Source organism: Thermodesulfobacterium commune DSM 2178 (assembly GCF_000734015.1).
Classification (GTDB): domain Bacteria; phylum Desulfobacterota; class Thermodesulfobacteria; order Thermodesulfobacteriales; family Thermodesulfobacteriaceae; genus Thermodesulfobacterium; species Thermodesulfobacterium commune.
This window is the reverse complement of sequence record NZ_CP008796.1, coordinates 311,365-328,247: the sequence shown is the minus strand read 5'-3', so window position 1 is coordinate 328,247 and position 16,883 is coordinate 311,365. Positions and strand designations below refer to the sequence as shown.

14 protein-coding genes are annotated in these 16,883 nt (G+C 36.9%); 6 read left to right on the top strand and 8 right to left on the bottom strand.

Features of this window, described 5'->3' with window-relative positions:
* Window positions 1–574 precede the first annotated feature (574 nt).
* Genes trmB through HL41_RS01695 form a run of 5 tightly spaced genes read right to left on the bottom strand, consistent with a single transcriptional unit; the run spans window position 575 to window position 7,862 of the window.
* The gene (trmB, locus tag HL41_RS01715) at window positions 575–1,624 is read right to left on the bottom strand and encodes a tRNA (guanosine(46)-N7)-methyltransferase TrmB (protein WP_051754424.1); all 1,050 of its coding nucleotides are present in this window, start codon (window positions 1,622–1,624) and stop codon (window positions 575–577) included.
* On the bottom strand, window positions 1,614–3,026 hold the full coding sequence (locus HL41_RS01710; protein WP_038060034.1) for an efflux transporter outer membrane subunit: 1,413 nt from the start codon (window positions 3,024–3,026) through the stop codon (window positions 1,614–1,616). Before HL41_RS01710 ends, trmB begins: the two co-directional genes overlap by 11 nt.
* On the bottom strand, window positions 3,023–6,142 hold the full coding sequence (locus HL41_RS01705; protein ID WP_038060036.1) for an efflux RND transporter permease subunit: 3,120 nt from the start codon (window positions 6,140–6,142) through the stop codon (window positions 3,023–3,025). Before HL41_RS01705 ends, HL41_RS01710 begins: the two co-directional genes overlap by 4 nt.
* A gap of 2 nt (window positions 6,143–6,144) precedes the next feature.
* The gene (locus HL41_RS01700) at window positions 6,145–7,254 is read right to left on the bottom strand and encodes an efflux RND transporter periplasmic adaptor subunit (protein ID WP_038060037.1); all 1,110 of its coding nucleotides are present in this window, start codon (window positions 7,252–7,254) and stop codon (window positions 6,145–6,147) included.
* Window positions 7,255–7,259: 5 nt separating this feature from the next.
* On the bottom strand, window positions 7,260–7,862 hold the full coding sequence (locus HL41_RS01695; protein ID WP_038060039.1) for a TetR/AcrR family transcriptional regulator: 603 nt from the start codon (window positions 7,860–7,862) through the stop codon (window positions 7,260–7,262).
* Between the two features lie 198 nt (window positions 7,863–8,060).
* On the opposite strand from HL41_RS01695, the gene HL41_RS09465 reads away from it, so the two are divergent.
* Both HL41_RS09465 and HL41_RS09385 read left to right on the top strand, forming a co-directional pair.
* The gene (locus HL41_RS09465) at window positions 8,061–8,201 is read left to right on the top strand and encodes a hypothetical protein (protein WP_156095566.1); all 141 of its coding nucleotides are present in this window, start codon (window positions 8,061–8,063) and stop codon (window positions 8,199–8,201) included.
* Window positions 8,202–8,234: 33 nt separating this feature from the next.
* A complete protein-coding gene (locus tag HL41_RS09385; RefSeq protein ID WP_144241954.1) occupies window positions 8,235–8,402 on the top strand; it encodes a hypothetical protein in 168 nt (55 codons plus the stop codon).
* Window positions 8,403–8,594: 192 nt separating this feature from the next.
* On the opposite strand, the gene HL41_RS01690 is transcribed toward HL41_RS09385, so the two are convergent.
* Window positions 8,595–10,118, bottom strand: a complete 1,524-nt coding sequence (locus HL41_RS01690; protein WP_038549458.1) for a flagellin N-terminal helical domain-containing protein — start codon at window positions 10,116–10,118, stop codon at window positions 8,595–8,597.
* Between the two features lie 164 nt (window positions 10,119–10,282).
* Here HL41_RS01690 and HL41_RS01685 point away from each other — a divergent pair, with 164 nt between their 5' ends.
* Genes HL41_RS01685 through yajC form a run of 4 tightly spaced genes read left to right on the top strand, consistent with a single transcriptional unit; the run spans window position 10,283 to window position 13,630 of the window.
* Window positions 10,283–10,951 (top strand): hypothetical protein, encoded by a 669-nt coding sequence (locus HL41_RS01685; protein ID WP_038060040.1) that lies wholly within the window; start codon window positions 10,283–10,285, stop codon window positions 10,949–10,951.
* A 20-nt stretch (window positions 10,952–10,971) separates the two neighbouring features.
* Window positions 10,972–12,156, top strand: a complete 1,185-nt coding sequence (locus tag HL41_RS01680) for a pyridoxal phosphate-dependent aminotransferase (RefSeq protein WP_038060041.1) — start codon at window positions 10,972–10,974, stop codon at window positions 12,154–12,156.
* The gene (tgt, locus tag HL41_RS01675) at window positions 12,156–13,283 is read left to right on the top strand and encodes a tRNA guanosine(34) transglycosylase Tgt (RefSeq protein ID WP_144241953.1); all 1,128 of its coding nucleotides are present in this window, start codon (window positions 12,156–12,158) and stop codon (window positions 13,281–13,283) included. Before HL41_RS01680 ends, tgt begins: the two co-directional genes overlap by 1 nt.
* A gap of 14 nt (window positions 13,284–13,297) precedes the next feature.
* Window positions 13,298–13,630 (top strand): preprotein translocase subunit YajC, encoded by a 333-nt coding sequence (gene yajC / locus HL41_RS01670; protein ID WP_038060045.1) that lies wholly within the window; start codon window positions 13,298–13,300, stop codon window positions 13,628–13,630.
* 2 nt (window positions 13,631–13,632) lie between these two features.
* Here yajC and trmFO read toward each other — a convergent pair whose 3' ends face one another.
* Complete coding sequence (trmFO, locus tag HL41_RS01665; RefSeq protein ID WP_038060046.1) at window positions 13,633–14,943, bottom strand: methylenetetrahydrofolate--tRNA-(uracil(54)-C(5))-methyltransferase (FADH(2)-oxidizing) TrmFO; 1,311 nt, start codon at window positions 14,941–14,943, stop codon at window positions 13,633–13,635.
* A 10-nt stretch (window positions 14,944–14,953) separates the two neighbouring features.
* Window positions 14,954–16,882: a secretin N-terminal domain-containing protein gene (locus HL41_RS01660; protein ID WP_038060047.1), complete on the bottom strand. Its 1,929-nt coding sequence runs from the start codon at window positions 16,880–16,882 to the stop codon at window positions 14,954–14,956.
* Window position 16,883 lies beyond the last annotated feature (1 nt).

The window sequence follows — 16,883 nt, the reverse complement described above, 5'->3', positions numbered from 1 at the left end:
ACTTTCTAATTTTTTACCCGAAGAGAAAACTCTTAGCCCCTAAAATTTAGACACAATTAATGAAACACTTCCTTATCATCTCTCCTTTTAAAGGGGGCGTGTACGTATATTTAGCAAACAAATAGATAATTTTTACCCTCCCTTACAAGCAAGATTTAATGCGACATAGAGAAATGGATTTTTAGAGGTATTTTATTATTTAGTCTCATTTGCAATGAAAACCACCAAAAAATTATCATTGCAAGTTATTGATTTTATGTAAAATTTTTTATTATCCCTGATTCTCTAACATAGATTTCATCAGTCTTTCAAAGGGCTATTTTCTAAAATTTAGTTTTATACTAAACTTTAAAAAGCTAGATTTTATCAGGGTTTCAAGGGGTAAGTGAAACCTGCCCTACTTCAAAAGGGTTTTCAAATGAAAAGTTTTCTTACATGCTTAGCCTATCAATTTCTTAACTTAAGACTATAAAAATAAGCAATCGACGCCTTGCTTACTTACTTCCTTAATTTTCAAAAAAAGAAATTCTTGTAATAGATAATATTTGAGGATTTTAACAGCAATTCCGTAAGGCTATACCATAGTTTTGATTAGGTTAAAAAGTTTAGTCTTACAGGTAGTTTTTATTAGCTCAGACTCAGGTAAAAAGGACCAGATTTTGTGGGTTATTATGGAGATAGCAAGGTGGACTCCATCTGTTGGGTCAGGATGGTCTGAACTATGAACAGAAATAAGAATCCCTCTGGTTTCATAAGGATTTACAGCTACAAAAAACCGTTGTTGCAGACTCTTTTCTAACACTATGAGGTCTATAAGTAACCCATCTTCTTTGGTATAAACATCTAAAACCTTTATTAAATCCCCTTCGCTTTGGTATAAAATGCCCTTAGATATAGCTTTAGCCAAGGCTCGAAAATCTGGCAATTCTTTTACCTTCAACACACTTATTATGGGCACATAGTCCTCCTTCGTTAACCTTAATAAAGAATATTTCTCTTTTATCCAATCAGGCAACCTAACCCTTTTTATCTTTTTAAAACCGGTAAAATATAAAGGTAGACCTTGAGAAAGCCATTTTCTTGCATATTTGGTAGGATAAAAATCTTCTATCTCAGTTCTTATAAGCTCTTCCCAAAGAGGAGAAAAAGCCTCATTAGTGGTAAATAATTTTACTACCTCCTCAAGATAAGGTCTATGGTCTGTTGCCATCCGAAAAAATCCACCTTCTTTAAGCCGGTCTGCAAGCAACCATACAAACGCTTCATTAACTAACCTGTTTCGTCTTTTCTTACGTTTATCCCAAGGATCTGGAAAATTAAGATAAAGTCCAGAGATACTTTCTGAAGTAAACCCTTTAATAAGAAGTTTGGTCCCTTCCATCGGTAAGAGTCTTAAATTTGAAAGACCTTCTCCTTCTGCCCTTTTTAAAGCCTTTCTTAAAACCTCCCGGCAAAACTCGGTGCCAACAAAGTTAAAATGAGGGTAAGTTTTGGCTAAATGAACGATAAACTCTCCGTTTCCTATACCTATCTCTACATAAATAGGGTTTAAATTGTTAAAAATCTCAGACCACTTAGGTTGAAAGCCTAAATCTTCTTCTTTTAAGTAGACTTTATTTTCCATTAAAGTTGAAGTTTTCTTTATAAGAGTAACCGCCTCCAAGGGCTTTGTAAAGATTAACATAGGCATTAAGAAGGTCTGTTTGTAGTTGGATTAGGTTAAGCTTAGCGTTGAGATAGTTTCTCTGAGCATCAATTACCACCAAATAATCAATCAACCCTTGTTCAAACTTTTTTTCTGAAAGGGAAAGAACCTTTTCTAAAGAGGCTAATCGCTCCTTTTGAACTTCCAACTTTTTCTCTGCTGTTTCTATGGCTACCAAAGCATCATATACTTCTTTAAAAGCAGTTTTTACGGTTTTTACATAGGTATACAAAGCCTCCCTCTTTTGAGCCTCTTTTAGTTCTACCTGGCTTTTAGTTCTACCAAAATCAAGTATCGGTCCTGCTAAAGAAAGTCCCAGATTCCAAAAAGAGGCTGAATGTGTAATAAGGTTTGACAGTTCATTACTTTTATACCCTAAAGCACCTGTTAAAGAAATACTCGGAAAATAGGCTGATTTTGCTACACCTATCTCAAAGTTAGCGGCTTTAAGGGTCTCTTCTGCCGCGATGATGTCAGGCCTGCGCACCAAAACTTCAGAAGGTAAAACTGAGGGAGGTTTTAAAGGCTGAGGTAAATCCTGCCTTACCAAAAAATTTTTTTCAAAAATCTCCTTAGGACTTCTTCCTAAAAGGACGGACAAAACAGTTTTCAGGACTTCTCTTTGATTTTTCAAAGTTTCTACCGTTAATTTGGCAGATTCATACTCTGCCTTAGCCTGTTCTACAACTATCTCGCTGACCAAACCTTTTTGAAACTGAGTTTTTCTATATTCGTAGGTTTCTCTAAGTTTTTCAGCATAATCCTCGGCAGTTTTGAGTTGTAAGTTGGTTGAAGTTAGGTTTAAATAGGTAGAGACTACGTTTGCAATCAGGCTGATTTTTAAAGCTTCTTGGTTAGCTTTAGCAGATAAAAGCCTTGCAAGACCTGCCTTTTCTTGATTTCTAAGTTTACCCCAAAGGTCTATCTCATAAGACACCAAACCAGAGAGAGAAAAGAAATAATCTGTTTTGCCTCCAAGAGGACCAGTATATTCAGAATTTCTACTTCTTTCAGCCTGACCTTGATAACCAAAATAAGGATAAAGCTGAGCCCTTAGATTGCCAAGCATAGCTAAGGCTTGTTCCACACGCGACTGTGCGATCATAAGATCATCGTTTGCTTTTAAGGCCTCTTCTACCAGCTGGTTTAAGTAAGGATCATCAAAGTTTTTCCACCAGTTATCTGTTAAGCTAACGGTCCCATTTTCTAACCTAATACTCTGAGGTAAAGGTAGATCAGGCTTCTTAAGCTCTGGGGCTAAAGAGCAACCAAAAACCAAAAATATGCTTAACACTAAAATTGCTAAATTAGATCTTTTCATTTTCTTCCCGTTATTTTAGAAAATCTCTCTCTTAATTTTACCACCACGTAATAAAAAAGAGGTATAAAGAAAACCCCAAACAACGTTGCAAAGGTCATTCCCATAACCACGGTGGTTCCGATGATCATTCTGCTGTTAGCTCCGGCTCCACTTGCAAACATAAGAGGTATAGCCCCGGCAATAAAAGCAAAGGAGGTCATCATAATCGGTCTATACCTGAGATAAGCGGCCTCTATCGTTGCTTCAACCAACCCCATACCACGTTTTAATCTTTCTTCTGCAAACTCAACGATCAAAATAGCATTTTTGGCAGAAAGTCCGATCAAAACCAAAAGCCCTGCTTGGAAATATACGTCATTCTGTAAACCAAAAAGATTTAATCCCAAGGCTGCCCCAAAAAGGGCAAAAGGTGCACTTAAGAGGATGGCAAGGGGAGCAGTCCAGCTTTCATAAAGCGCAACCAAGATAAGATAAATAAAGATTAAGGCATATATAAGGGCTAAATTACCCTTAGTTTGTACCTTGACCTCCTGATAAGACGTTCCTGCCCAGGCTATCGTATATCCTGGAGGTAAAACTTCTTTGGCTACCTCAGAAATAGCCTTGATAGCATCACCTGAAGTATATCCAGGCTTAGGATTTCCTAAAACTTTAGCACTTACGAACATATTAAATTTTTCTAAAATAGGAGCATCTGGGATTAACTCTACTTTAATCAAACTACTGATAGGGATCAAGTTTCCATTTTTTGAGCGAACATAGACATAACTATAATCTCTTAAATCATCACGATATTCACCTTCTGCACCTAAGTTAACATGAAAAATTCTACCGTAAAGGTTAAAATCATTAACATAGTATTTACCAAACACGATGTTTAAAGTACGATAAACTTCATCTACATCTACCTCATAGGCCTTAGCTTTTTCTCTGTCAACTGTAACCTTATAAGTAGGAACATTAGGAACAAAAGTGGTTCTAACTGCGGTAAGTTCAGGCCTTTGATTAGCTTTAGCCACTATCTCTTGAACATATTTATAAAGGTCAGAAAGAGGTCTTCCTGACCTATCCTGGATATACATTTCAAAACCACCTACCAAACTCATGCCTCTAATAGGAGGTGGATTTACTACAAAGATTAAAGCCTCCCGGTTTTTCGCAAATTGTTGATTTAATCTCTGAACCAAAGCAAATGAAGAATGTTCTCTACCCTTCCTTTCTTTCCAATCCTTTAGATGAATAAAAGTAGTCAAAGAATCGCTTTTAAAACCAAAAGTTTGCAAATCGAGACCTGCTATGTTTATCCACTCCTCTATTTCTTTGGTTTTGGCTAAGGTATCACTTATTTCGTTGGCAACATTTATCGTTCTTTTTAATGAAGATCCTGGAGGTAGGTTAGTAAAGATATTAAGAAGACCATCATCTTCAAAAGGCACTAGTCCTGTAGGTAGACGTTTGATAAAAAATATAGTTCCTATTACCACAAAAATAAATACCGCTATTCCTATCGGTACAAATCTAAGAAAATTTTTAACTGTGTTTACAAACCACTTTCTACTTTTAAAAAAGAATAGATTAAACAATCTAATAGGTAAAGGCATCTTTTTATGCTCTTCCTCTAAAAATCTTGCACAAAGGGCTGGGGTCAGTGTGAGAGCTACAATTCCAGAGAGGATCATAGAAATAGCGATGGTTACGGCAAACTGACGATAAAAAGCACCGGTAAAACCTCCTAAAAAGGCTGCGGGGATAAAAACCGCAGAAAGCACAAGTACTATCGCTATGATAGGCCCTGTTATCTCTTGCATAGCCTCGATGGTTGCTTCTTTAGAAGAAAGCCTTTTAACCCTCTTTATTCTTTCTGCATTTTCTATCACGATGATGGCATCATCTACCACAAGTCCTATGGCTAATACCAGACCAAAAAGGGTAAGAAGGTTGATAGAAAAACCTAAGGCATACATGCCAGCAAATGTTCCAATGATAGAAACAGGTATGGCAAGTACAGGGATGATAGTAGCTTTTAAACTACCTAAAAAAATATAAATAACAAACACTACTAAAACTAAAGCTATTACAAAAGTAACGATAACCTCTTTAATAGCCTCCTTAACATAAAGAGTCGGGTCGTAAGGATAATAAAATTTTATATCCTCTGGAAAGTTATGCGAAAGCTGTTTTAACGTCTCTTTTACCTTTTTATTTACTTCTAAAAGGTTAGCATTGGGTGCTAAAAAAATACCTACTGGGATAGCAGGATCTTTCTTATAAGAAGACTGTCTGTTAAAGTTCTCTGAACTTAACTCTACGGTTGCTACGTCCTTTAAAAGTAGCTTAGACCCATCAGGATTTGACCTCAAGATGATGTTTTCAAACTGAGAAACCTTTTCAAACCTTGGATCTCCTTTTACGGTGTAAGAAAAACTATAAGCCTTATCTGTAGGTTCTTGAGCTATACCTCCTGCAGAAAACTGTTGATTTTGAGACGCAATAGCTTGGGCTACTTCTATCGGGGTTAAACCATATTTAGCAAGTTTATCGGGTTTTAACCAAACCCTGATAGAATAACTTTTATCATCAAAAATTACAACGTCTCCTACCCCGGGTATACGCTTTAACTCTTCTACCACGTTTATCAAAACAAAGTTAGAAATTTCTACCGGGCTTCTTACCCCTCCCTGAGAGATAAAAGCTACCGCCAAAGCAATGTCAGGGGAACGTTCTCTTACCTGAACTCCTTGTCTTCTTACCTCTTCAGGAAGTTTACTCAAGGCCATTTGTACCCTGTTATTTACATCCATCTTCGCAACGTTAACATCAGTCCCTACTTCAAAGTAAACATTTATGTTAACATCTCCGCTTGAAGAAGCAGTACTTGACATATAAATCATGTTAGGGACACCGTTAATACTTTCTTCTAAAGGAGTAACTACTGTTTTTAAAACAGTTTCGGCGTCTGCCCCAGGATAAACAGTTCTAACCATTATTTGAGGAGGGGTAAGGGCTGGATATTCTTGGATAGGGAGTACTTGTATAGCTAAAATCCCAAGCAAAACAAAAAAGATAGAAACTACTGCCGCAAATCTCGGCCTTTCTATAAAAAACTTTGAAATCATACTTATTCTCCAACTACCTTTTCCACCTTTACAGGAACACCTGGCTTGAGCTTAAGTAAGTTGTCTAAAGCTATAATATCTCCTGGTTTAAGGCCTTCTTCTATCACTACATACTCGTCTGAAGTTTCTCCAAGTTTTACTGGCTGAGGCTGTACCTTGTTATCCTTTATTATCCAGACCACAGGACCGGTAGGTGTCTGAAACACAGCTTTTTGAGGTATTAGGATTATGTTCTTTCTTGTGATACCTTTTACTACAACCTGCACAAACTGCCCTGGAAGTAAAATCCTTTCAGGATTTTTAAAAAGTCCCCTGGCTTTAACTGATGCGGTCTTTTCATCGATGATGGTGTCTACAAAATCTATCACCCCTGAATAAGGATAAGTTTTACCTTCAAGGATTAAGCCAAGGTTTAGACCTTTTAGTCCCATAAGCCCCTTTTTGGTGATCTCGAACCCTAATTTTACTAAATCTCTATCAGGAAAAGAAAAATCTACATAAATAGGGTCTATCTGGTTTATCGTTACCAAAGGCGTACCAGGATTTACCAGATTCCCTACGTCTACCATTCTCTGTCCTACAATACCAGAAACCGGGGCTACAACTTTGGTGTAGCCTAAGTTTATCTCTGCTTGTCTTAACTGGGCCTTAGCATATTCAACATTTGCCTTAGCAGTTTTATAAGCAGAAAGGGCAAAGTCTCTTTCTTGTTCACTTACTACCTTTGCTTTAAAAGATGCTTCTATCCTTCTCCAATCTTTTTCTGCTTTCTCATACTCGGCAAGGGCTCTTTCTAAGTTAGCCTTTGCGCTTTTATAATTGGCTTCATACAAATCAGGTTCTATCAAAAAAAGTACCTGACCCTTTTTAACAAAATCCCCTTCCTTAAAATACTGCTTTTGTAATACCCCTGTAATTCTTGCTGATACCGTTACGAAAGAAATACTTTTAGTCTTGCCAGGATAGACCAATTCAACCTTATGGTCTTTAGGTTGAGGAACCTGATAGGCAGTTACAGGTACTATCGTAGCCTTAGGTTGTTCTGCATCTTTTTTAGCACAACCAGAAAGGCTTAACATTATAGCGAATATAAAACTTAATATCCTCAACATATAGCCTATGCCTCCGACTCTGGTTTAAGTTCAATTCCTTTTATAAAAAGGTCGACATAACAGTTTATAATTTCTTCCAAATCATTTTTTTTGATGTTTAGAAACTCTTTGATTTCTTTAGCATAAAAGTAAGAAAAAAACATCCCTAAAAACGCTCTCGCCGCAAAATGCGTATCAACCTTTCTAAAAATACCCTTTTCTATCAGCTCGTTAAAATATGCAGAAATAAGCTCTATGATATTTTCTATGATGGATTCGTGAATCTTTTTAATATGGTCAGGGTATCGGTGAAAATCTGTATACATGATCCGTATCAAGTTTTTCTTAGACTCAAGAACGTTTAAAAACTCTCGAGCTATTTTCTTTAAAGCAATGTCTGGAGGTTCAGTTTTTATCTCAGGCAAGATCTCTTTTAGTTTAGGTAAAAAAGAATACTGATTTATGGTTTCTGCAAAAAGATTTTCCTTAGAACCGAAGTGTCTAAAAAGAGTTACCTCAGCTACCCCAGCCTGTTTAGCGATCTCTTTGGTGGTTGCACCTAAAAACCCTTTCTCTGAAAAAACCTTTAAGGCAGCTTCAAGAAGTCTTTTTTTTGTATTTTTGCCCATCTTATCATCCTTTTTAGTAAGTACTTACATTAATTTTTGACTATAGCACGATTTTTTTATTTATCAATAGGGAAACCAAACCCAAAATTGCCGATAGGAATTTATATTCTTTCATGTTTCCCTATTTTCCAATCTATCTAAACGATTTATAATATCACCCATCAGGTGAAAATTCCCTAAACCTAAAAGGATTTCGTTATGCCACAAAACTTTCTTAACTTCAAAATCCTGAGAACTAATGAAAACCTAACAGCTCTTTCAGGGCTTGCTCTTGTTGATGGGCATGTAAGGGCGATAGAAGCTGCTCTTGAGGTTTTGCCTGAGGGCAAGAGAGGCTGAGGAGGTGGTCTACCGATACGATGAGAGGGGGAGATGGAGAACATTATCAAGGAGTTAAAGATAGGATTTGAAGTAGAATATATGCCTTTTGGGGGTTTCGGAGCCAATGCGTTTTGGTGTGCGTTACAGCTTTTGTCCTATAACATTTTTGTGATGTTAAGAGAGGATATGGGAGAAATGTGTTTTCTGAAAATTTTTTAAGTCAAAAGATTACGGAAAGATTTTTGATTTTATTCTCTATCGGTAAATTAGTGCCAAACGATTAGGTTATAAAGTTTTTGACAGAAAAAGACAGAAAAAACAAAAAAGGGCGGATTTTTAAACCCGCCCCTCTCTTAAGCTTAAACAAAAGGCAGAAGCAGGATAATCCCTGCCTCCACCCTCTAAGTCTTACTACCTCAACAACTGAAGCACTAATTGTGGCTGAGTATTTGCCTGTGCAAGCATCGCAACGGTTGCCTGCATACGAATCTGATAAGTAGTAAACTCCGCCATCTCCTTCGCATAGTCAGTATTTCTAATCACTGACTCTGCTTCCTTAGTATTATCATATGCCACCTTCTGTGAGTCAAAAATAGACTGAAGGTTGTTCATCGTCGCACCAATCTGCGCCCTTATGGTATCAACTTTTCTTAACGCTACCTCAGCAATAAGCATCGATGCCTCTGCTCCCTCATTTGAAGTCACATTTATAGAATAAAGATTCTTAAACTGGGATCCTGTAGTTGAGCCAATTTCAAAATTTCCTAAGGCGGTGTTAGTTACTGATCCTAAATCCAAGGTAAAATTTTTATCATTAGCAATATAAAGATCTCCAACCTTTACTGCAGAAGCTGTGGTTGCACTAGTTTGAGATTGAATGGTTCCTGCAGAAGCATTTTCTAAGTCATTAACAATTTGATTGATATTAATAGTACCTGTTGCGCTTGCAAGGCTAATTTCAACACCAATAGTATAACCTTTAGAAGAGGTAAGAACAAGTCTTCCTGCATCGGTTGAGGCAGTAAGGTCTGCGCCAGCAGTTGCTGCTTCACGGTTTATCTTCTCTACAAGTTCATCAAGAGATATCGTAGTTTCTGCAGTAAAACTAAAAGACTTATCTCCTACATAAAAAGTTAGAGTAGCCGTGTCTGAAACATCAGCTATCGCTGTATATTTTTCACCAATACTAACATTTATGGCCTTTGCCTTAAAACCTATGTCGCTGAGATTAGAATTAATCTGTTCTGCCATATACCCTGCATCCAGGATGTAGTTGGTTGTAGAACCATTAACATTTTGTATAGTTGCATCAATTACTCTACCACCAACTGTTATGGTTTGATTAGTTCCAAATACTACATCAGTAAGACTTGTTAAAACGTCACTAGCTGCAACTTTATTTCCGCTGGTCTTTATCATATGAGCACCTAAACTTTGTGCCCTAACATCATCTATTGACAGATATACTGTCTGTTCAAGTCTTGCACCGTAGTGAATATATTTATCTTTAAATGTGCCATCCAAAAGTTTTATTCCGTTATACTCTGTATCAGCACCTATCTTTTGAATAGCATCCACAAAGTTTCTGATTTCTTGTTGTAAAGCAGCCCTTGCAATAGGGTCATTAATGTCGTTTGCTGCATTCTGCGCTCTTACATAAATCTCCTGAAGTTTGTCAAAGATCTGTCCTGCTGAAGCTTCCGCAATCTGCAAAGCGGAAATACCTGTCTGAATGTTACGGTTACCCTGGTCATATCCCTTTGCAACTGTTCCAAGCATGTCCGCAATAAAAAGTCCTGCCGAGTCGTCTGACGCATTCAAAATCCTGACTCCTGTAGACAACCTCAGTAAGGATTTGTTCATAGCACGCTCGTTTCTTAATAAAGCTGTGTGGGTCTGAGCAGCTGCTTCGTTAAAGTTAATTTTAACTGCCATATCTGGCACCTCCTTTTTTGTTTTTTTCTTTTGTATATTCTTATCGGACAGATAAAAAAAAACTTTAGCTATGTAAACTCTAAAAATTCATGGACAACCCTTTTTCTTTTTATATAAGATGTTAAAATTTCTATTTAAAAGTTAAATTCGGAGGATTTTAACAGGTGTATCAAAAATTAGAGGCTTTAAGATACTTAAAATCTCGTCAAAAAACCAAAGATCAGTCTATTTTTCTTTCACCTGACTTTAACTTTTTAATTTTTAAAGCTAAAGATGAACATGACGAACCACCTCCAGACCTTCCTATTCATTTTTCTCACTTTCTTTCTTTGTATGATAAAGTCAAGCATCAAGCCTTTCCTGTAAGGTTATATCTTACCAAACCTGCTTGGGTAGAAATCCTTTCTACTGAAGGAGGAGCAACTAAGGAATATTTTTTATACTTGGAAGAAAAAGAAAAACATCTTATAGACAATCGGGCAATCCAGTCCATACCTTACGAAATCCTTAATAAACTTAGAAATCTACCTTTTGAAAAGGCAAGCTTTACCCCTCCTAACAAACCTAAGGTATATGTGTATACCCATCTATGGACGGTTGAATGGTTTGACCAAACTCTTATGACCCTTACTTTTCAAGAAGGATTTGTCCATCAACATTTAGTTCTGCAGTTTGACTGGATGGAAGGACAAGTGCTTATTCCTTCGGTAAACTCAGCCTGCTTTGGGTATAGATTTTATATAGATGACCCGTTGATTTTAAAAGCCTTTGAAACTCTCTGGGAAATATCTCAGAGTTCAAAGTTTACCCCAGAAATTTTTAAAAACTTATAATATTTGCAAGGAGAAAACCTATGATTTCACTGCAAATCAAAGATTATCTGGAGAGAAGTTCCTGGATAAGAAAAATGTTTGAAGAAGGTATAAAACTTAAAAAAACTCATGGTGAGGACCAAGTTTTAGACCTAACTTTAGGAAATCCAGACCTTCCTCCTCCCCCTCAGGTAAAAGAAGCTTTACAAAAGATTATAGAAACCTATGAACCATCCTTTCATCGTTATATGCCTAACTCTGGGTTTCCTTTTGTGAGAGAGATGATGGCAAAAAAGGTAAGTATAGAGCAAGGGGTTATGCTCACCTACGAAGACGTAATTATGACCTGTGGTGCAGCTGGTGCTTTAAATATCATTTTTAAAACTCTTCTCAACCCAGGAGAAGAGGTGATTTTCCCTTCTCCATTTTTCGTAGAATACCTCTTTTATACAGAAAACCATCAAGGTATACCTAAACCTGTGTCTACCTATCCGGATTTTTCCCTTAACCTTGAAGCTTTAGACCAAAATATTACTGAAAAGACCAAAATAGTCCTGATAAATTCACCTAACAATCCCACAGGACAAATCTATACCGAAGAAGAAATAAAAAGTCTTGCTAAACTTCTGTCAGAAAAAAGTAAAATCTTTGGACACCCTATATATTTAGTTTCTGACGAACCATACAGAAATTTAGTTTTCGATAATCATCAGGTACCCTCTATTTTTAAACACTATCCAAACAGTCTTATTGCCTATTCCTTTTCTAAAGAACTTTCTCTTGCAGGAGAAAGGATAGGTTTTGTAGCCGTTCATCCTGAGATACAATCTAAGAAACTCATCTTAGAAGGATTAATCCTTTGCAATAGGATTTTAGGGTTTGTAAACGCACCGGCTTTAGCCCAAAGATTGGCTGCAGAGTGCGCTTTTGCAAAGGTAGAAACCAATATTTATCAAAGAAGAAGAGACCTTATCTGTGAGATGCTCCAAGAGGCAGGGCTTGAGTTTGTTAAACCTAAAGGTGGACTTTTTATCTTTCCTAAAGTACCGATGGATGATGTTACCTTCTGCCAAAAACTAAAAGAACATCTGATATTGGCTGTCCCAGGGCGTGGTTTTGGTGTATCAAACCATATAAGACTTTCTTTTTGCGTAGATGAAGAAACCCTAAAAAGGCATAAAAAATCTTTTGTCGAAGCAGTAAAAACTATTCTTAAATACACTTAATTTTGATGTTTAAGTTCCACGTTTTATACGAAAGCCAGACCACCCAGGCCAGAATTGGGATGTTAATCAACCACCGAGGGGTGGTTGAAACACCAGTCTTTATGCCTGTAGGTACTCAGGCTACCATCAAAGCTGTTCCTCCTGAGAATATAGCTTCTTTAGGTTACAGGGTGGTTTTAGCTAACACCTATCATCTTTACCTAAGACCTGGGGCTGAAGTTATCAAAGATTTGGGCGGAATTCATAGATTTATGAGGTGGCCAAGACTTATCCTCACAGATAGCGGAGGGTTCCAAGTATACAGTCTATCGCAGTTTAGAACGATAAAAGAAGACGGAATTATTTTTAAATCTCACCTCGACGGGTCAGAGCATTTTATCACCCCGGTTGAGGCTTTAGAAATTCAAACAAAGCTTGGTTCTGATATAGCGATGGTCCTTGACACATGTATTCCTTATCCGCTATCTTATGAAGAAACTAAAGCCCTTACTGAACTTACCCACCGATGGGCCTTAGAATCTTTTAAATATAGACAAAGACACAAAAACACCAAACAAGCCGTTTTTGGTATCATTCAGGGAGGTATGTTTGTAGACCTTAGACAAAAAAGCACTTCTTTTATTACCTCTCTTGAGTTTGATGGCTATGCGATAGGAGGCCTTTCAGTAGGAGAACCTTTAGAACTAAGAAACGAAATGATCGAAGTTTCAACCAGTTTTATGCCTAAGGATAAACCAAGATATCTTATGGGGGTAGGAACTCCGATTGATATTGCTGAGGCAGTAGCCAGAGGGGTTGACATGTTTGATTGCGTCCTTCCAACCCGTAATGCCAGAAGAGGAAGTCTTTTTACCTCTCAAGGGCCCTTATCTATAAAATCCTCCAGGTTTAAAACCGACTCTGAACCAATAGACCCAAATTGCGGTTGTTATACTTGTCGTAACTTTTCTAAAGGATATTTAAGACATCTCTTTCATACCAAAGAACTTTTAGTCTATCAACTATTAACCCTTCACAATCTATTTTATTATGCTAAACTTATAGAAAAAATAAAACAAAACATCAAGCAAGAAACCTTGCTGAACCTAATTCAAGAACTGAAAGAGTTATATTCAAAAACCACCTGAAAGGAGGCAGTTTTATGGACTTAAACTTAGTTTCTAATCTTTGGGCTATGGGTGCACCTCAAGGACAACCCCCTCAAGGAGGGTTGATAGGTTTTATCATCTCCCTTCTACCTCTTATCATCATCTTTGTAATCTTCTATTTCCTTCTTATCAGACCTCAACAAAAAAGAATGAAAGAACATCAAAAATTTCTTTCTGAACTAAGACCAGGACAAAAAGTTTTTACCACCGGTGGTATTGTTGGAAAGATCGTAAAGATTGAAGGAGATATCGTCTGGTTAGAGGTAGACAAAGATACTAATATTCCTGTAGTAAAAGGCTATATCGCTGGTCCTATCAACTTTTAACTTTATAATACCTGATTTTTGCTAATCCATTCAGAAAGGGCCTTTAGTGCCCTTTCTACCATTAACTGATATTTTTGATTTTTGTGAACTTTTTTATCCAACTGAGGAAAAAGCCCCCAGTTAATGTTCATAGGTTGAAAATACTTTGGATTTGCTTCAACCAAATAGTGTACTAAAGCCCCGATAGCCGTTTCCTTAGGAGGAACTAATAAGGGCTTCCCCTTCATCAACCTTTCTGCATTAATTCCTGCTAAAAAACCCATGGCAGTAGATTCTACATACCCTTCAACACCTGTAAGTTGTCCTGCTAAAAAAACATTAGGACTTTTTTTAAGCTGAAGGGTAGGATGTAAGACCAAAGGGGCATTAACGAAGGTATTTCTATGGATAGAACCTAACCTTGCAAACTCTGCCTGCTCAAGCCCTGGGATAAGCCGAAAAACCCTTTTTTGTTCCTCATATTTTAGCTTAGTCTGAAACCCTACCATGTTGTATAAAGTCTTTTCTCGATTTTCAGGCCTTAGTTGTACTACTGCATAAGGTTGTTTACCTGTTCTTGGGTCTACCAATCCTACAGGTTTCATCGGACCATAAAGCAGGGTTTCTTTTCCCCTTTCAGCCATTACCTCTATAGGGAGACATCCTTCAAAATACTTTGGGTCTTCAAAGGAATGTAAAGGAACCTTTTCTGCTTTTATCAAAGCCTCCCAAAATCTTTCGTATTCCTCTTTGGTAAGAGGACAGTTTACATACGATCCTTCCTCTTTTCCATAACGGTCTGCTACAAACACCTTATCCCAATCTATGGTTTCTGCATACACCACAGGAGATATGGCATCATAAAAATGTAAATAAGGTACCTCTATCAGGGTTGCCAAAGCTTTAGCCATAGCTTCACTGGTAAGAGGTCCTGTAGCTAAAATAACTATTCTATCCTTGGGAATCTCCGTTAACTCTTCTCTGATAATTTTTATGTTAGGATGAGAAGAAAGTTTTTGGGTTATATATTCAGAAAAAAGCTTTCTATCTACCGCTAAAGCTTTGCCTGAAGGAACTTCAGAAATTAAAGCTGACTCAAGTATCAAAGATTTTAAAAGCCTTAATTCTTCCTTTAAAAGTCCTACAGCCTTGGTAAGCTCTTTAGAACGAAGGGAGTTTGAACATACAAGTTCAGCTAATAAATCTGTTTTATGGGCTGGGGTAAGTTTAGTAGGGCGCATCTCAAACAGGACAACCTTAACCCCTCTAACCGCAAGCTGCCAGGCAGCCTCAGAACCAGCAAGCCCTCCCCCTACTACCCAAACTTCAGACATTTTTTAATGGTTAATAGTCTATCCCTTCTATAGGAATATAGGCTATTTTGGGAGTTATAAAAATCATAAGTTCGCTGGTAGACAACGTTTTTTCTTTTCTTTTAAAAAATTCCCCTGCTCCTGGAATACTTCCAAGCCCAGGAACTTTATCTATGTTATCAGAAATGTTATTTATTTTAACCCCTCCTATTACTAAAGTTTCTCCATTATCAAGTAAAGCCGAGGTAGAAATGTTACTGGTATTAATAGTTGGTTCACCTTGAACTGTACGCCCCCAATCAGGCTCTGACTTTTCTATAACCACATCTACAAAAATTTTACCCTCTGGGGTAACAGAAGGGGTTACCAAAAGTTTTAACCCAGCATCTATAAAATTTACGGTTGCCTGGTTGATGTTAGCTGCATAACTCAAGTAAGGAATTCTGTAACCCTGCTGTATTATAGCTTGTTCTTTGTCAAGGGTTAAAATTTGAGGTTTTGAAAGAACCCTTGCAACCCCTGATTCTTCAAGAGCAGAAAGAGTTACGTCAAGCACAGCCGTGGTAGCACCAAAATACCCTAAAGCAACCCCTAAATTTGCTATGCTATTGGCAACACCTAAATCAAAGATGGTTGTGTTAGGAATGTTAATACTTGGTGTTTTTGTAGTCATGGTATCATTTGTGGTAATAGAATGACCAGGAGCAATATTCCAAATACTATGTTCTGTTCTTTTCCAAGCAGCTCCCCCCCACTTAATACCCAATTTATGGGCATACTCATCTCTCATTTCGACTATTCTTGCCTCTATCATTATCTGAGGCCTTGGTTTATCTATAGCTTTAATGATCGCCTCAATCTCATCTAAAATTTTGGGAGTTGCCTTAACTATAATGGTGTTGGTTAGAGGTTCAAAGGTTATTTTGTTGGGATCCTTAAGTAGCTCCTGAAGCTTATCCGGAAAACGATGGCTCTTTAGAAGGTCTATAACCTTGCTTGCTCTTAAATACTTAAGCGTAAAAATTTTGGTAATAAGCAGGTTTTTTTCTTCTTGAACCTTTTGCAAAGCATCAAAAATATCTCGCTGAGCTTCTATTTCTGCTTTAATACCCTCTTTACCCTGAGCTACTGCCTTTAAGTAATCTTTATACTGTTCTGCATATTTTTTGACCTCATCTAACGTAGCAATCACAATCAAATTTTCTGTTTTCAACTTCGCTAAACCAAAGTTAGAGATTATCGCATCTAATAACAGATCCCACGGAACATCTTTGGCTTTAAGGGTAACTATACCGTTAACTTTATCACTCACCAAAATATTAATACCACCTACCTCTGAAAGAAGCCTTAAAACGGCATGTAGGTCTGCCCCTTGAAAATCAACCGTTATAGGAATCCCTTTATATTTAAGGTCAGAAAGCGGAAGACTCACCCTTCTTTCATTTAAAAGAATCTCGTACGGTTGGGTACTTATCTTATTTTCTAAAATATCTCTTAATTCCTTTAAAGTTTTTTCCTCTAAGGTTTCTACTTTTTTATCTTTAATAACCACGTTGACCGGTTTTAAAGGTTTTTCCCATAAAAATTCCACCAGAATTTTATTTTCTAAATCTTTTACCTGAACGTTAAACTTTTTGGTCAAGGTTAAACTTAATCTAATCCCATTCTTTTCTATAGAAACATCGACTTCCTTAATCAAATCCTTGGGTAAATTTTTTACCCAGTTTGATTTCAAAGGAATCACGTTTTGTAAAAATAGAGTCAATTTAGTCTCATCAACATTTAAGGTATATTGAGGTTTTCCATCAAATTCAAAAATCAAAGTATCAACCGGTTGTTTCAGGTAAAACACCTCTTTTAGATTGGTCTTAGCTTTTGCCTCACCCTTTCCAAAACTTAGAATAAACATAAAAGCTAAAATAAATATAAGCATGTTAAAAATAAATATTTTTATCTTCATA